The organism is Streptomyces sp. NPDC048560 (assembly GCF_040650955.1).
GTDB lineage: Bacteria > Actinomycetota > Actinomycetes > Streptomycetales > Streptomycetaceae > Streptomyces.
Genome location: NZ_JBEZIJ010000011.1, coordinates 101,805 through 117,150 on the forward strand (window position 1 = coordinate 101,805; position 15,346 = coordinate 117,150).

Consider the following 15,346-nt stretch of genomic DNA (forward strand, 5'->3'; position numbering starts at 1 on the left):
GCGCCCCGGGCAGGCCCTGTCCCGGGCCCGCCCGGCCGCGTGGGGCGCGGCGGCAGATAGATTGGGCGGGTGCTCTCTCGTCTCTCGCGCCCCCGCGCGCTCGCCCTCTGCGCGCTGCCCGTCCTCGCGGTGTTCGGTACGGCCGCCTTCGCGCCGCTGCCGTTCACACTGGCGGAGCCGGGGCTGACCGCAGACGTCCTGGGTGAGGATCGCGGCAGCCCGGTGATCACCATCAAGGGCGCCCCCACGCGGACCACCGAGGGCCAGCTCCGTATGACGACGATCGTCGCCACCGGGCCGACGGCCGACGTCCGGGTCGGCGAGGTGATCGACAGCTGGTTCAGCACGGACCGGGCGGTCATGCCGCGGGACGCCGTCTATCCGACCGGCGGCTCCGAGAAGGAGATCGAGCGGCACAACCTCCAGGACATGGAGGAGTCGCAGGACGTCGCCGTCGACGCGGCCCTGAAGTACCTCGGCAAGGACCCCGGCTCCCTCGACATCACCCTGAACCTCGCCGACGTGGGCGGACCCAGCGCCGGGCTCTTCTTCTCCCTCGGCATCATCGACAAGCTCGTGGGCGACGGATCCGGCGGAGACCTCACCGGGGGCCGCAGCATCGCCGGTACCGGCACGATCGCCGCCGACGGCAAGGTCGGCGCCGTCGGCGGTGTCTCGCTGAAGACTCAGGCGGCCCGCCGCGACGGGTCGACGGTCTTCCTCGTACCGAAGGCCGAGTGCACGCAAGCGCGGGCGGAGCTGCCCGAGGGTATGCGGCTGATCCCTGTCACGACGCTGAGCGGCGCGGTGTCGTCCTTGCGGGCGCTGGAGCAGGGGGGCAAGGTCCCGAGCTGCTGACGCCCTTCGAGGCGACCGCTCGCGGTTCCTCCATCGTGCGCCACGCGGGGAAGACCAGCGGGCTCAGCGTGGCGAGGAAGTAGACCCCGCCCATCGCGAGCAGCGCTCCGGTCGCGCCCGTGCTCTCCACCAGCAGGCCGGCCGCCAGGCCGCCCACCGGCATGGCGAGTTCGCAGCCCGCGGTGAGTGTCCCGGACACCCTGCTCCGCAGCTCCTCGGGGACGCGTTCGTACGTCATCGTGGTCAGGATCGGGTTCAGCATTCCGCCCGCGACCCCGCCCAGCACCATCGTGACGGCCAGCGGCAGGGTCGTACCGGTGAACGCGGCGACCAGGAACCGGGGCGCGCCGCACAGGATCACGCACACCGCGAAGACCGTGCGCCGTGAGAAGCGGTGCCCCACGGCCCCGTACAGCAGTGCTCCCGTCAGCCCGCCCGCCCCGAACAGGGCGGTGAGCAGGCCGAGAGCGGTGGCCCCGCCCAGCTCGCCCTCGGCGTGCACGGGCAGCAGGACCGCGTTCCAGCCCTGGTCGGTGCCGTTCATGAACATCACCATGACCACGACGGCGAGCAGCAGCCGGTTGCCCAGCAAGTAGGCGTATCCCTCGCGGAGTTCGGCCCGGTAGGCGCGCAGCGACACCGGGGCGCCGGACGTGTGGGGCTCCGCCGCCCGTACCCCTCGTACGCCCGTCGCGACCAGCAGCGCGGACGCGGCGAACGAGGCGGCGTCCAGCAGGAGCACGGTCTCGGCGCCGACGAACGCGATCAGCACACCGGCCAGCGCGGCCCCGATCATCCGGGCACCGCGCGACACGGCGTCGAAGAGGCTGGCCGCGCGGGCGAGCGTGGTGCCCGCGTGTTCGGCGAGGTCGGGGACGAGGACGTACCGTGCCGTGTTGCCCGGCGTGTGGGCGAGGCAGTTGAGCGCCATCAGCGCACACAGCATCCAGAATTCGAGCGCTCCCGCGTGGTGAAGCAGCGGGATGGTGGCGATGGCCGTGCCGCAGACCGCGTCGGAGGCGACGGAGACCCGGCGCCGGCCGATCCGGTCGATGACGGGCCCGCCTACCAGCGCGGCGACGACGATCGGCAGGGTCGCGCAGAAGGCGACGACGCCGGCGCGGCCCGCGCTGCCCGTGGTCTCCAGGACGAACCACGGGACGCCGATGAGCGTGAGCGAAGTGCCTGCGGTGGATATGGAGTTGGCCGCGAGCACGGCCGCCAGCGGTGCACGCCGACCCATGGTGATTCCCCCCGGTCGTGGTCTAGGCGGTGCGGAAGGCGGGCGCGTGTACGAGCCGAAGTCCCAGCTCGACGAGGGTCCAGCCGAGCCGGGTGCGCAGATCCTTGGACGGAGGCCGTAACCGGGCCGCCTCGGCCTGCAGTTCGGCGGCCCGGCCGGCGTGGATCAGTGCGTGGACGTCGGGGTGCATGAGGGTTCCTCTCAGCCGGATGTGCGAGGGAAGGCGTGCAGGTGGAAGCGGACCTTGGCGGACCCCTCGGTGTCAGGAGCCACCTCCCGCTCGCGGTAGCTGTTGATCAGCTCGTGCACCTTGGAGTCCAGTTCCATGGCGAGCTCCGGGGTGAGCCGGAGTGTCCAGTCGCTGAGGTCGTGGGCGTCGGCCCAGTCCGGCCAGTCGCCCATGGTGCCGATGAAGGTGCTGAGTTCCTGGGTGTGGATGGAGGCGACCTCGTGGGTGAAGAGGTTCGCGGCGCCCCGCACCGTGGGGTCGGCGTCGGTGTGGAGCTCGGAGTTGAACCGGATGGACTCGTGGGCCGCCTGCCACCAGCGCTCGCGGCCCTTGCCGTGCTCGGGGGCGTCCTCGATGAAGCCGTAGGCGGCGAGCTGGCGGAGGTGGTAGCTGGTCGCCCCGCTGGACTCGCCCAGGGTCGCGGCGAGTTGCGAGGCGGTGGCGGGGCCGTCGGCCCGCAGTCTGCTCAGCAGGCGCATCCGTAGGGGGTGGGCCAGCCCCCGCAGGGTGCGGGGATCGAGCTCATGGACTCTGTCCTGCGGGATCTCGGGCATGAGCTCACCGTAGAGTTGCAAAGGAGTCGTTGCAAGTGTTTTTTGCAACGACTCCTTTGCAACTTTTCGAGTGTGGTGCGGGCTGCCGGGCAGCGCCGGAACGCTCCGGCTCAGTCGGTGTCCCGGGCCGCCTGCTCGACCAGCGGGATGATGCGGAGCGGGACCGGGTTCTCCATGACGATCGCGGTGGAGGCCCTGACGATGCCCTCGAAGCCGACGACCAGGTCGATCACGCGCTGCAGATCCGCGTTCGACCGGGCGACGAGCCGGCACTGCATGTCTCCGTGCCCGGTCGTGGTGTGCAGCTCCAGCACCTCGGGCACGCCCCCCAGGTGGGCCCGTACGTCAGCCCCCTGGCCCTGCTTGATCTCCAGCGTGGCGAAGGCCGTGACGGGGTAACCGAGCGCCGACGGGTCGACGTCGGGGCCGAAGCCCCGGATCACGCCGTTCGCCTGGAGGCGGTCCAGCCGGGCCTGCACGGTCCCGCGTGCCACCCCGAGGCGCCGGGACGCTTCGAGCACGCCTATGCGGGGCTCGCGGGCCAGCAGCACGATGAGCCGCCCGTCCAGTCGGTCGATCGCCACGGTCCGCCTCCGGAGGGTCCACTATGTGATGGTCATCCTGTACAGATGACCGCACGGGGCAGCGTACCCGCTGAACACATTGTCCAGTCGGGTCGCGAACTGTTGCGCACCTTGCGAAGCGGCGGGAACCTTCCGGTATGACTGAGACTCTGCACACCACCCCCGACACCGCCCGGCAGGCCGACCCCTTCCCGGTCAAGGGAATGGACGCGGTCGTCTTCGCCGTGGGCAACGCCAAGCAGGCCGCGCACTACTACTCGACGGCGTTCGGCATGAAGCTCGTCGCCTACTCCGGACCGGAGAACGGCAGCCGCGAGACCGCGAGTTACGTCCTGACCAACGGCGCCGCCCGCTTCGTCCTGACCTCGGTCATCAAGGCGTCCACCGACCACGGCCGCTTCCTTGAGAAGCACGTCGCCGAGCACGGTGACGGCGTCGTCGACCTGGCCATCGAGGTCCCGGACGCGCGCGCCGCCTACGCCTACGCGGTGGAGCACGGTGCCCAGGGCATCACCGAGCCGTACGAGGTCAAGGACGAGCACGGCACGGTCGTGCTGGCCGCCATCGCGACCTACGGCAAGACGCGCCACACCCTCGTCGAGCGCGGTGGCTACGACGGCCCCTACCTGCCCGGCTTCGCCGCCGCCGACCCGATCGTCGAGCCGCCGGCCAAGCGCACCTTCCAGGCCATCGACCACTGCGTCGGCAACGTCGAGCTCGGCCGGATGAACGAGTGGGTGGCCTTCTACAACAAGGTCATGGGCTTCACGAACATGAAGGAGTTCGTGGGCGACGACATCGCCACCGAGTACTCCGCCCTGATGTCGAAGGTCGTCGCGGACGGCACGCTGAAGGTCAAGTTCCCGATCAACGAGCCCGCGATCGCGAAGAAGAAGTCGCAGATCGACGAGTACCTGGAGTTCTACGGCGGCGCGGGCGTCCAGCACATCGCCCTGGCCACGAACGACATCGTCGCGACGGTTCGCTCGATGCGCGCCGCTGGCGTCGCCTTCCTGGACACCCCCGACTCGTACTACGACACGCTCGGCGAGTGGGCCGGCGAGACCCGCGTCCCGGTCGAGACCCTGCGCGAGCTGAAGATCCTGGTCGACCGCGACGAGGACGGCTACCTGCTCCAGATCTTCACCAAGCCGGTCCAGGACCGTCCGACGGTCTTCTTCGAGATGATCGAGCGCCACGGCTCGATGGGCTTCGGCAAGGGCAACTTCAAGGCGCTGTTCGAGGCGATCGAGCGCGAGCAGGAGAAGCGCGGCAACCTCTGACCGGGCCACAGCCTCCCCGGAACCACCCCCGACCCCGGCCGCTTCCCCGGCCGGGGCAGCGGAACGGGCCCCCGACGGGGGCCCGTTCTCGCGTTTCCCCGCAGTGTCACTGCCCCGCTGACGGGCCGGCGGACGGGGCCGTCCGCGTCGGGGACGGGGTGGGCGTCGCGGTGGGGGACTGCGTCGGGGTGGGGGACGGGGCCGGGGTCGCCGTCTTCGGAGGGGCCGACGCCGATTCCGTCGGTTCCGGAGCCGGCTCCGGGGTCTCGGGCGGGGGTGTGGAGGACCGCATCTCCAGCGGGCCGCCGTCCGCGGGCTCGCCGATGGCGGTCAGGGCCTCCTCCGCCAGCGGCGCGGCCAGCGGCGAGAAGGACGGATTCGTCCTCAGGGCCTCCTTCAGGTGGCGGCGGGCCGGGCCGTACTGGGCCAGTTCCCGCTCGATCACCCCCAGGTGGTAGGCGTACGACGCGTTCCTGACACCCGTCTCCATGGCCCTGCGGGCGTACTCCAGGCCCTGCGCCGAGTCCCCCGACCGGTGCAGCGCCCACCCCAGCGCGTCGGCCACAGCGGCGCTGCGGTGCTGGCGTGACCATTCCGAACGCAGCAGTTCCACGGCGGTCGCCGGGCTGCCGTGGTCCGTCTCCAGGCGGGCCAGTACCAGGGTCTCGTTCACCCCGGCGGTCTTGGCCCGGCGCAGCATCTCGCGCAGCTTCCCGTACTGGCTGAGGGCGTCGCCGTCGAAGCCCAGGGACTCGTACAGTTCGCCCAGTTCGAGGACGTACTCCGGGCGGGGCAGCTCCCTGACCGCCCTCTCGTAGGCGGCCAGGGCCTCATCGGTACGGTCCAGGGCCACCAGCGCGCGCGCCCGGCCCGCGTGCGAGGCGTGGTGGCCGGTGTCGGTGCGCAGCGCGGCGTCGTACTGGGCCACCGCCTCGTCCGGCTCACCCCGCTCCCAGGCCAGCTCACCCAGCCGGTGCAGGGCCTCCGCCTTCTCGGTCGGGGTGGCCGCCCGGTCCGCCGCCTCCTGGGCGGTGGCGAGCGCGTCCTCGCGCCAGCCCCTGTCGCGGTACATCTCGGCCGTACGGGCCAGGGCGGGCACCCCCTTGCGGAGCCGGGCGAACTTCTCCGTCGCCGCTCCGGCCGACTTGTAGTCGCCCAGGCCGTTGTACGCGTCGATCAGGACCGCGTACGTCCGCCAGGACTTCGGCTCCCGCGCCTTGACCGCCTCGCCCCACTTCTTCCCCCCGAGGAAGTCGTGCCGCGCGTTGGCGAGCGCCGCCAGGCCCACCCATGCCTCGCCGTTCCCGCGTTCACCGGGCTCGGCGGCCAGCGAGCGCCGGAGTGCCTGCTCCGCACGGGTGTAGTTGGCCGCGTCCGCAGTACGCCGCCCCCTCTCCACGTACGCCGAACCCAGCACCGCCCACGACGGCGCGTCCTTCGGATGCCGGGCCACCCACTCCTGCCGGTCCGCGATCAGGGCCGTCAGGTCCGGGAGCGCGGCGGGGGAGCCCGCGGTCGTCGCCTCCTCGGCCCGTTGCACGGCTCCCGGCCCGCCGGTGTCCCTCCGGTTCTCCGGCACGGCCACCACCGCCCCCGCCACGAGCACGGCCGCGGCCACCGCGCCGAACGCGGCCCGGCGCAGGGTGGTGCGCATCGTGGGGGGAGGAGGTGCGACGGCCGTGGCACCCTCGGACGGGAGCTCGGCCGTGCCGGGCGGGTCGGCGTACGGGTCGGGCGGCTGACGGGATTCCGGGTCCTGCTGCGGCATGACGTCCATACCGATCACTCTGCGTCAGTACGAAGAGCACACCGCTCCTTGCGAACGCTGCCGCAGACGGGTTCACACCATTGGCCCCGGGTGTCACGCTTGGATCATGGACGATCTTCTCGAACAGCTGCGCGCCGGTCTGCCCGCCGAGGCACTGATCACCGATCCGGACGTCACCGCCTCGTACGCCAACGACATGGCGAGCTTCTGCGACGCGGGCACGCCCGCCGTCGTCGTGCTCCCGCGCACGGTCGAGCAGGTCCAGCACGTCATGCGCACGGCTACGGCCCTGCGCGTCCCGGTCGTCCCGCAGGGTGCGCGTACCGGCCTGTCGGGCGCGGCCAACGCCTCCGACGGCTGCATCGTGCTGTCCCTGGTCAAGATGGACCGGATCCTGGAGATCAGCCCGGTCGACCGGATCGCCGTCGTCGAGCCGGGCGTCATCAACGCGGTCCTGTCGCGCGCCGTGAACGAGCACGGTCTGTACTATCCGCCGGACCCCTCCAGCTGGGAGACGTGCACCATCGGGGGGAACATCGGCACCGCCTCCGGCGGGCTCTGCTGCGTGAAGTACGGGGTCACCGCCGAGTACGTGCTCGGCCTGGACATCGTCCTCGCCGACGGACGCCTGCTCACCACAGGCCGCCGCACCGCCAAGGGCGTCGCCGGGTACGACCTCACCCGGCTCTTCGTCGGCTCCGAGGGCAGCCTCGGGATCGTCGTCAAGGCCGTCCTCGCGCTGAAGCCGCAGCCGCCGCAGCAGCTCGTCCTCGCCGCGGAGTTCCCCTCCGCGGCGGCGGCCTGCGACGCGGTCTGCCGGATCATGGAGCGCGGCCACACCCCGTCACTCCTCGAACTGATGGACCGTACGACGGTGCGCGCCGTGAACGCGATGGCCGGCATGGGCCTCCCCGAAACCACCGAGGCCCTGCTCCTCTGCGCCTTCGACACCCCGGACCCGTCCGCCGACCTGGCCGCCGTGGGGGAACTGTGCACCGCGGCGGGAGCCACCGAGGTCGTCCCCGCCGAGGACGCCGCCGAGTCGGAGATGCTCCTCCAGGCCCGCCGGATGTCGCTGACCGCCCTGGAGACCATCAAGTCCGCCACGATGATCGACGACGTGTGCGTACCGCGCTCGAAGCTCGGCGCGATGCTCGACGGGACCGCCGCGGTCGCCGAGAAGTTCGGCCTCACCATCGGCGTCTGCGCCCACGCCGGCGACGGCAACACGCACCCCGTCGTCTGCTTCGACCACACCGACGCCGACGAGTCCCGCCGGGCCCGCGAGTCCTTCGACGAGATCATGGCCCTCGGTCTCGAACTCGGCGGCACCATCACCGGTGAACACGGCGTCGGCGTACTGAAGAAGGAGTGGCTCGCCCGGGAACTGGGTGACGTCGGCATCGAGATGCAGCGCGGCATCAAGGCCGCGTTCGACCCGCTGGGACTCCTCAACCCGGGCAAGCTCTTCTGACACCCGGACCGTCACGCCTCACCGTCCGGGGACGGGAACTCGTCGGACCACGGGTCGCTCAGCCACAGGTCGTCGGCAGGCAGCGGCGCCAGCAGCTCGGCCAGGGCCTCGTCGAGACCCAGCCGGTCGCTCTCCGTGCCGGGCGGCACCACGCGCAGCGTCCGCTCCACCCAGGCGGACACGGCGGCGGACGGCACCTCCAGCAGGGCGTTGCCGTCGGGCGAGGTCAGGGCGACACAGATGACGTTGCTCCCGTCGATCTTCGTCGGCCAGATCCGTACGTCCCCGTGCCCGCACGGCCGGAACACCCCCTCGACCAGGAGCTCGCGCGCGAACGTCCAGTGGACGGGCGCCTCCGAGCCGATGTGGAACGTGATGTGCACGGCATAGGGGTCGGACGAGCGGTAGCTCAGCCGGGCGGGGACGGGGATGGAGCGCTCGGGCGACAGGACAAGCTTCAGTTCCAGCTCGCGTTCCACGACGTTCAGCATGAGAGTGCACGACCTTCCGGTGCTCGGTGGCCGGTCCCATGACCGGCCCGCACAAGGAGAGAGCGCCCTCCCTGCCACCTATTACGCGACTTCTCAAAAAAACTTCAGAAGTTCCCGGAAGAAGGTCCAAACAGCGGGACCGGCCCGGGGGCGGGCGGCCGTCTGATAGATGTGGACCCTTGTACAGACGGTCTGAGACCTCGAAGAGATACGGGACCACGGTGATGAGCGCGCCAACCCCGGCACCCGGTGACGACAGCCCCCGCGAGGGGTACTACCCCGACCCCTCCATTCCCGGTTACGTCCGGTACTGGAACGGCGCCTCGTGGGTTCCCGGTACGAGCCGGCCGGCGCCCCAGCAGGGCGGGACGGTCCCCGCGCCGCCGCCCTCGGGCGCGGCAGCCGAGCCGGGCCGGCGGACGGCCTCGGTGGAGGAGACCGGGCCGGTCTTCTTCGACGACGTCGAGGACGTCGACGAAGTCCACGGAACCGACGGCGAACAGGCCCCCGGTGGCCGGCCGTCCGCCGGAAGCCGTCCGGAATCGGCGCCCGCCTGGCAGGCCGACACCTCCCGGCAGTCCGGCTTCGGCGGCGACCGCGACCGCCGCGTCTCCTGGGGCGGCGGCCAGGCGGCCTCCGAAGCCCGCACCCCCGAGGCCCGCACCCCCGCCGACGGCGACCCGGCGGACCGGACCCCCGCCGACCCCCGGCGGCCCGCGGCGCAGGACCCGACCGGCGGCGCGCTGCCCGGTATGCGCGACAGCGGCGCCCCCGCGCCCGTCCCCGACGGCACGGTGACGATCCGGGCCACGGGCAGGCAGGGCGGACAGGGCGGCGGAGCCGGGCCGAACCGGCCGCGCGACACCGGGCCCGTGCCCGCCGACGGCACGATGACGATCCGCTCGGTGGGCTCCGGCCCCACCCCGCAGCCGGCCGCACCGCGACCCTCCGCCACCCAGCCCCCCGCCCCTGCCCAGCGGCAGGCGCCGCCCGAGGCGCCCCAGCCCTCCCAGGCGGCCCGTAACCAGGCCCACAACCAGGTCCCGGCGCCCGCCCCCGCTCCGGCCCCAGCCCCCGTGCCCCCGGCGCTCCACACGCCTCTCACGCCCGGCCCCGGCGGCGGCTCGCCCTCCTGGGCCCAACAGGTGCACCAGCTCGCCCAGCCCGAGCAGGCGGCGCGCCCTCCGCAGCAACTCCAGCCCCAGCAGCCCCAGCAGCAGGGGCACCAGCAGCACCAGGGGCAGCAGGCCGGGCGACCCGACCAGCCGGTCGTGCCCTGGAAGCCGCCCGTCGACGACCACTTCCAGCAGCTCGCCCGCGCCCAGACCTCGGCCAGGCCCGCCGGGCTCGGCAAGCGGTTCGTCGCCCGGCTCCTCGACACCGTCGTACTCGGGGCGGTCGTCGGGGCGGTCGGATTCCCGCTCGTCACCCAGGCCCTCGACCACATCGACGGGAAGATCGAAGCCGCCAAGCTGTCCGGCGAGACGGTCACCGTCTGGCTGGTCGACTCCACGACAGCCGGACTGTTCGGCGGAGTGCTCGCCGCCTTCCTCGTCCTCGGCTTCCTCCTGGAGGCGCTGCCCACCGCCAAGTGGGGGCGCACGCTCGGCAAGAAGCTCTGCGGCCTGAAGGTGCGCGACATCGAGTCGCACGGGCCGCCCACCGTGGGGGCCGCGCTGCGCCGCTGGCTCGTCTACGGCGTGCTCGGCCTCCTCGCCGTGGGTGTCCTCAACGTGCTGTGGTGCCTGATCGACCGTCCGTGGCGCCAGTGCTGGCACGACAAGGCGGCCCGCACCTTCGTGGCCGGCTGACGCCCCGTCGGCCGCCCGTGGCCGCGCCCCTTCCCCCGAACGCACCTGAGCCGTTGCGGGCGGGGGTGGGCCGGGGTGCACTGCCCCCATGAGTAACGACCAGCCGACGCCCGGCCAGCCGCCAGAGGACGACGATCCGTTCCTCAAGAAGCCGCAGGAGCCGACGCCGCCGTCCGGGGGTTCTCCCTACGGCGGCATGCCGCCTCCGCCGCCTCCGCCGCCTCCGCCGCCGCCGTACGATCCGGGCGGGTCCGGCGGTCCGTACGGAGGTGTCGACCCGCTGGCGGGTATGCCGCCCCTCGCCGAACCGGGCAAGCGGATCGTGGCGCGTCTGATCGACTTCCTCATCATCTCGATCCCGCTGTACCTGATCTCGCTGCCCTTCGGGGGCGCGGTCGACGTCACGAACGACAACGGTGACGAGGACTTCTCCTCGGCCGTCAGCAACTCGTACACCGGGCACCAGCTGCTGTGGTCGCTGATCGGCCTCGTGGCCTACGTCGCGTACGACACGCTGCTGACCAGGAAGGACGGCCGGACGCTCGGGAAGCGGCTGCTGAAGCTGCGCGTCGCGATGCTCAACGACGGGCGGGTGCCGGACACCAGCGCCTCGCTGATGCGCGCGGTCGTGCTGTGGGTTCCGGCGCTGCTGTGCTGCCCGTGCCTGTGGTGGCTGATCAACATCGTGCTCATGTTCACGGACAAGCCGTACCGCCAGGGCCTCCAGGACAAGGCGGCCAAGACGGTGGTGGTGACGGTTCCGTAGGCCCTGGTGCGCTCGGCATCCGGAAAGCCGGAGGCCCTGGGCTCAGCGGCGCAGGGAGTGTTCCCCGACGCGCTCGGCGGGACGTCCGGCCTGGCGGGCCGCGGGGACCTTCGCCGAGAAGCCGTCGAGTGCCCGGTCCGTACGGTCGGCGGCCGGCCGTGTCGCCGTGCCGGCCGTCCGCGACGCCTTCGGGCGTTTCTGCGGATGTACGGCCACGGCCACCAGCAGACCGAGCGCGAGCGCGGCGGTGCACACGGCCGCCACACCGGCGAGGGAACCCGTGCCGGAGAGCAGCAGCATGGCGAGGGCCGAGAAGACGACGGTGACCGAACCGTAGGAGAGCTGTGCGGCAGTCGGATGCGGCATGGCGATTTCCGTCCTCGGGACGTCGGTTGGGCGGTCTCTCAACACGGTCGCACTGTCAAGCGACTCTACGACGGTGGATGCCCGAGCGGAACGTGCAGTAAGCGTGACCTAACCCACGGTGCCGATGCACGGGGGGCGCACTGGGTCACGGCATCGCCGAACATGCCTGTTCGACGCGCCCGTTGCGGTCCGGTGAACGTCCGGATACCGGAAAGAGGCTCCTGCATAGTGCAGTTGGTGTGTTCAAGTCAAGGTCTGTCTTTTCTTCCGTAACTCCGATCGAATGTCGTCACTTGTGACGCGTTTACGCGCGCGGCCCTTAGATACCCCCTGGCCGCGGACGCGGGCGCTGGGGAGGACTGCATCAAGTGACCACTAAGAGACGTGCGCTTCGCGCCACCGCGGTTGCCGTGGCTCTGGCCGCGAGCGCCGCTACGGCGTCGGCTTTCGCCACTGCCCAGGCAGACGACCAGCCCTCGGGCTCGGGTGCTTCCCTCATCGACCGCCGTGACCCGGCGGCACCGGCGAAGGGGCACGACCACGACCTGGAGGGACCCTTCAGCAAGCAGCAGGACGCGCAGCGTCAGGCCGCTCTGGAGCAGGTCATCTCCGGAGACAAGAAGGTCTCGGACCGCAACGGTTCCAAGGTCGTCAAGCTCGACGACAAGAAGTACGTCGAGCTCGGCCGCGAGAAGACCGACAAGATCTTCACCATCCTGGTCGAGTTCGGTGACCAGGTGGACAACACCACCATGTTCGACCCGGACGGCGACGGTCCCAAGCCGCCCGTCAAGAAGTTCGGCGGCACGCCCGGCCCGGCGCACAACCAGATAGCCGAGCCCGACGAGGCGAAGGACAACAGCACCGCCTGGAAGGCCGACTACAACCAGGCCCACTTCCAGGAGCTGTACTTCGGCGAGGGCGCGGGCGTCAACTCGCTCAAGACCTACTACGAGAAGACCTCGTCCGGCCGCTACTCGGTCGACGGCGAAGTCTCCGACTGGGTCAAGGTCCCGTACAACGAGGCCCGTTACGGCTCCAACTACTGCGGCAGCAGCAACTGCGCCAACGTGTGGGACACGGTCCGCGACGGCGTCAACGCCTGGGTCGCGGACCAGAAGGCCAAGGGCCGCACGCTCGAGCAGATCAAGACGGACCTGGCGCAGTACGACCAGTGGGACCGTTACGACTTCGACGGCGACGGCAACTTCAACGAGTCCGACGGCTACATCGACCACTTCCAGCTGGTCCACGCCGGCGAGGACGAGTCGGCGGGCGGCGGTGCCCAGGGCACCGACGCGCTGTGGGCGCACCGCTGGTACGCCTACGGCACCAACGCCGGCGCGACCGGCCCGGCCAACAACAAGGCCGGCGGCGCCCAGATCGGTGACACCGGCATCTGGGTCGGTGACTACACCGCGCAGCCCGAGAACGGCGGCCTGGGCGTCTTCGCCCACGAGTACGCGCACGACCTCGGTCTCCCGGACCTGTACGACACCTCCGGCGGCGGCGAGAACTCGGTCGGCTTCTGGTCCCTGATGTCGGCGGGCTCCTGGCTCGGCACCGGCACCGGTGAGATCGGCAACCTGCCGGGCGACATGACCGCCTGGGACAAGCTCCAGCTGGGCTGGCTCGACTACGCCACCGCCAAGGCGGGCAAGAGCTCGCTGCACAAGCTGGGCGTGTCGGCGTACAACACCAAGGACAAGCAGGCGCTCGTCGTCGAGCTCCCCGAGAAGGCCGTCACCACCTCTGTCACGAAGCCCGCCGAGGGCTCGAAGCAGTGGTGGAGCGACATGGGCGACGACCTGTCGAACACCCTGACCCGCTCGGTCGACCTGACCGGCAAGTCCGCCGCGTCGCTGGACCTCTCGGGCTGGTACGACATCGAGGCCGACTACGACTACCTCTACACCGAGGTGTCGGAGAACGGCGGCGCCAACTGGACCGCGCTCGACGGCACCGCCGACGGCAAGGCCATCCCGCGTGACGCCAGCGACAAGCCGGCGCTCACCGACGTCTCGGGCGCGTACAAGAAGCTCTCGTACTCCCTGAACGCCTACGCGGGCAAGAAGTTCGACCTCCGCTTCCGCTACCAGACGGACGGCGGCGCGGGCGGCAAGGGCTTCACGGCCGACGCCATCACCGTGACCGCGGACGGCGCCGTGCTCTTCGCGGACAACGCCGAGGGCGACGACAACGGCTGGACCGCGAAGGGCTTCTCGCGGATCGGTGAGTCGTTCACCAACGACTACCCGCAGTACTACATCGCCGAGAACCGCCAGTACGTCTCGTACGACAAGACCCTCAAGGTCGGCCCGTACAACTTCGGTTTCTCGACGACCCGTCCCGACTGGGTCGAGCACTACCCGTACCAGAACGGTCTGATGGTGTGGCTCTGGGACAAGTCCCAGAAGGACAACAACACCTCCCAGCATCACGGCCAGGGTCTGATCCTTCCGGTCGACTCCCACGCCAAGCCGCTGAAGTGGGCCAACGGCTCGCTGCTGCGCAACAAGATCCAGCCGTTCGACGCTCCGTTCAGCTGGCAGCGCACGGACGGTTTCACGCTCCACAACGCCGATGTGCCGCTGCAGATCAAGCCGTCGAACGGCGTCCCGGTCTTCGACGACCGCAAGGGCACGTACTGGTACGCGGAGAACCCGACGGGAAGTGTCAAGGTTCCTGACACCAACACCCGGATCTCGATCGTCAGCGAGCCGCGCAGCGGCTCCACGATGACCGTCCTGGTTGGTCCGTCGACCAAGTAATTCGTATCACCGCAGGTCACAGCATGATCGGCCGTCGCCCTCTAGCGGGCGGCGGCCGATCGTGTTTAGGTGCCTCTTGTTCAGATCCTTATTGACACGACGTCTCACGGGGGAGCGCGGAACATGGCAGGCGGAGGATTCTGCAGATTGCCCAACGGCACGGTGGTGGTGGCACTCACCCTGATCCACACGGCCGAGGGGGCGGACCCGGCGGCGCCGGTACGGGTGCTGGTGCACGCGGCGAACCGGGCGCGCGCCCTGACCAGGCTGCGCAATCTGGGACTGCGCGCCGTCTACCTCCGCGGCAACGCCCAGCCGCCCACGCCGGACGAGATCACGGCCGTGCTGCACCACCCGGACGGGCTGCTGTGGAAGGCCCTGCCCCAGACGGGCCAGGAGCTCTGGCACCCGATCCGCGCCCTGCTCAGACCGGGCGGCGGTCACGCGGACCCGGTCCGCCCCGCCGCCTGACCCCTGCCGGGAGCGCCTTACGCGGCGGGATGGACCACCGGCTTGCCGGAGAGCTCCACGCCCGCCGTACGGAGCTCCGCCAGGGCCCGCTCGGTGGTCCCCGGGGCGACTCCGGCGGTGAGATCCAGCAGGACCTGCGTGGTGAAGCCCTCGCGGGCCGCGTCGAGCGCCGTCGCCCGGACGCAGTGGTCGGTCGCGATGCCGACGACGTCGACCTCGGTGACGGAGCGGTCCCGCAGCCACTGCGCCAGCCCGACGCCGTTCTCGTCCACGCCCTCGAAGCCGCTGTACGCCGCTGCGTACGCGCCCTTGTCGAAGACGGTGTCGATGGCGCCCGAGGCGACGGCCGGGGCGAAGTTGGGGTGGAAGCCGACACCCTCCGTGCCGGCGACGCAGTGCGCGGGCCAGGAGTGCTCGAAGTCGGGCCGGTCGGAGAAGTGCCCGCCCGGGTCGACGTGGTGGTCGCGGGTGGCGACCACATGGCGGTATCCGGGCTGGGCCTCACCGATCAGGTCGGTGATGGCGGCGGCGACATCGGCGCCTCCGGCCACCGCGAGGCTGCCACCCTCGCAGAAGTCGTTCTGAACGTCCACGACGATCAACGCGCGGTGCATGGCGGGTGTCCTTCGGTGGGAATCGGGGCGGGCCTGGCGGGGGGATGTCATCGGGCCGGGCCG

Annotated in this window: 15 protein-coding genes; 7 read left to right on the forward strand and 8 right to left on the reverse strand. The window is 71.2% G+C overall.

From position 1 onward, the window contains the following. The first annotated feature begins 69 nt into the window (after positions 1-69). Positions 70-858 carry a S16 family serine protease gene (locus AB0C82_RS27485; protein ID WP_362846809.1) on the forward strand — a complete coding sequence of 263 codons (789 nt, stop codon included), beginning with the start codon at positions 70-72 and terminating at the stop codon, positions 856-858. Here the strand turns inward: AB0C82_RS27485 and AB0C82_RS27490 are convergent. From AB0C82_RS27490 to AB0C82_RS27505, 4 genes are all read right to left on the reverse strand, one after another. Next, positions 788-2,101 (reverse strand): MFS transporter, encoded by a 1,314-nt coding sequence (locus AB0C82_RS27490; RefSeq protein ID WP_362846811.1) that lies wholly within the window; start codon positions 2,099-2,101, stop codon positions 788-790. The genes AB0C82_RS27485 and AB0C82_RS27490 overlap by 71 nt on opposite strands. 22 nt (positions 2,102-2,123) lie before the next feature. Then, a complete protein-coding gene (locus AB0C82_RS27495) occupies positions 2,124-2,291 on the reverse strand; it encodes a hypothetical protein (protein ID WP_362846813.1) in 168 nt (55 codons plus the stop codon). Positions 2,292-2,302: 11 nt separating this feature from the next. After that, positions 2,303-2,884 carry a winged helix-turn-helix domain-containing protein gene (locus tag AB0C82_RS27500; RefSeq protein WP_362846815.1) on the reverse strand — a complete coding sequence of 194 codons (582 nt, stop codon included), beginning with the start codon at positions 2,882-2,884 and terminating at the stop codon, positions 2,303-2,305. A 110-nt stretch (positions 2,885-2,994) separates the two neighbouring features. Next, the gene (locus tag AB0C82_RS27505) at positions 2,995-3,468 is read right to left on the reverse strand and encodes an Lrp/AsnC family transcriptional regulator (protein WP_362846817.1); all 474 of its coding nucleotides are present in this window, start codon (positions 3,466-3,468) and stop codon (positions 2,995-2,997) included. A gap of 137 nt (positions 3,469-3,605) precedes the next feature. On the opposite strand from AB0C82_RS27505, the gene hppD reads away from it, so the two are divergent. Then, complete coding sequence (hppD, locus tag AB0C82_RS27510) at positions 3,606-4,751, forward strand: 4-hydroxyphenylpyruvate dioxygenase (RefSeq protein WP_362846819.1); 1,146 nt, start codon at positions 3,606-3,608, stop codon at positions 4,749-4,751. 106 nt (positions 4,752-4,857) lie between these two features. Here hppD and AB0C82_RS27515 read toward each other — a convergent pair whose 3' ends face one another. After that, positions 4,858-6,528 carry a tetratricopeptide repeat protein gene (locus AB0C82_RS27515; RefSeq protein ID WP_362846821.1) on the reverse strand — a complete coding sequence of 557 codons (1,671 nt, stop codon included), beginning with the start codon at positions 6,526-6,528 and terminating at the stop codon, positions 4,858-4,860. Between the two features lie 97 nt (positions 6,529-6,625). On the opposite strand from AB0C82_RS27515, the gene AB0C82_RS27520 reads away from it, so the two are divergent. Further along, positions 6,626-7,993 (forward strand): FAD-linked oxidase C-terminal domain-containing protein, encoded by a 1,368-nt coding sequence (locus AB0C82_RS27520; RefSeq protein ID WP_362846823.1) that lies wholly within the window; start codon positions 6,626-6,628, stop codon positions 7,991-7,993. A gap of 11 nt (positions 7,994-8,004) precedes the next feature. Here AB0C82_RS27520 and AB0C82_RS27525 read toward each other — a convergent pair whose 3' ends face one another. After that, positions 8,005-8,484, reverse strand: a complete 480-nt coding sequence (locus AB0C82_RS27525; protein WP_362846825.1) for an SsgA family sporulation/cell division regulator — start codon at positions 8,482-8,484, stop codon at positions 8,005-8,007. A gap of 224 nt (positions 8,485-8,708) precedes the next feature. Between AB0C82_RS27525 and AB0C82_RS27530 the strand changes: the two genes are divergently transcribed. Together AB0C82_RS27530 and AB0C82_RS27535 are read left to right on the forward strand one after the other, a co-directional pair. Continuing rightward, positions 8,709-10,295 carry an RDD family protein gene (locus tag AB0C82_RS27530; RefSeq protein WP_362846827.1) on the forward strand — a complete coding sequence of 529 codons (1,587 nt, stop codon included), beginning with the start codon at positions 8,709-8,711 and terminating at the stop codon, positions 10,293-10,295. Positions 10,296-10,383: 88 nt separating this feature from the next. Further along, positions 10,384-11,061, forward strand: a complete 678-nt coding sequence (locus AB0C82_RS27535) for an RDD family protein (protein ID WP_362846829.1) — start codon at positions 10,384-10,386, stop codon at positions 11,059-11,061. 42 nt (positions 11,062-11,103) lie between these two features. Here the strand turns inward: AB0C82_RS27535 and AB0C82_RS27540 are convergent, their stop codons facing one another. Then, positions 11,104-11,427 carry a hypothetical protein gene (locus AB0C82_RS27540; protein WP_362846831.1) on the reverse strand — a complete coding sequence of 108 codons (324 nt, stop codon included), beginning with the start codon at positions 11,425-11,427 and terminating at the stop codon, positions 11,104-11,106. Between the two features lie 368 nt (positions 11,428-11,795). Between AB0C82_RS27540 and AB0C82_RS27545 the strand changes: the two genes are divergently transcribed. Both AB0C82_RS27545 and AB0C82_RS27550 read left to right on the forward strand, forming a co-directional pair. Continuing rightward, entirely contained in the window at positions 11,796-14,198 is a 2,403-nt protein-coding gene (locus tag AB0C82_RS27545) for an immune inhibitor A domain-containing protein (RefSeq protein WP_362846833.1), read from the forward strand. Positions 14,199-14,321: 123 nt separating this feature from the next. Then, on the forward strand, positions 14,322-14,669 hold the full coding sequence (locus AB0C82_RS27550) for a hypothetical protein (protein WP_362846835.1): 348 nt from the start codon (positions 14,322-14,324) through the stop codon (positions 14,667-14,669). A gap of 17 nt (positions 14,670-14,686) precedes the next feature. Here AB0C82_RS27550 and AB0C82_RS27555 read toward each other — a convergent pair whose 3' ends face one another. Further along, positions 14,687-15,283 carry an isochorismatase family protein gene (locus AB0C82_RS27555; RefSeq protein WP_362846837.1) on the reverse strand — a complete coding sequence of 199 codons (597 nt, stop codon included), beginning with the start codon at positions 15,281-15,283 and terminating at the stop codon, positions 14,687-14,689. Between the last annotated feature and the right edge of the window lie 63 nt (positions 15,284-15,346).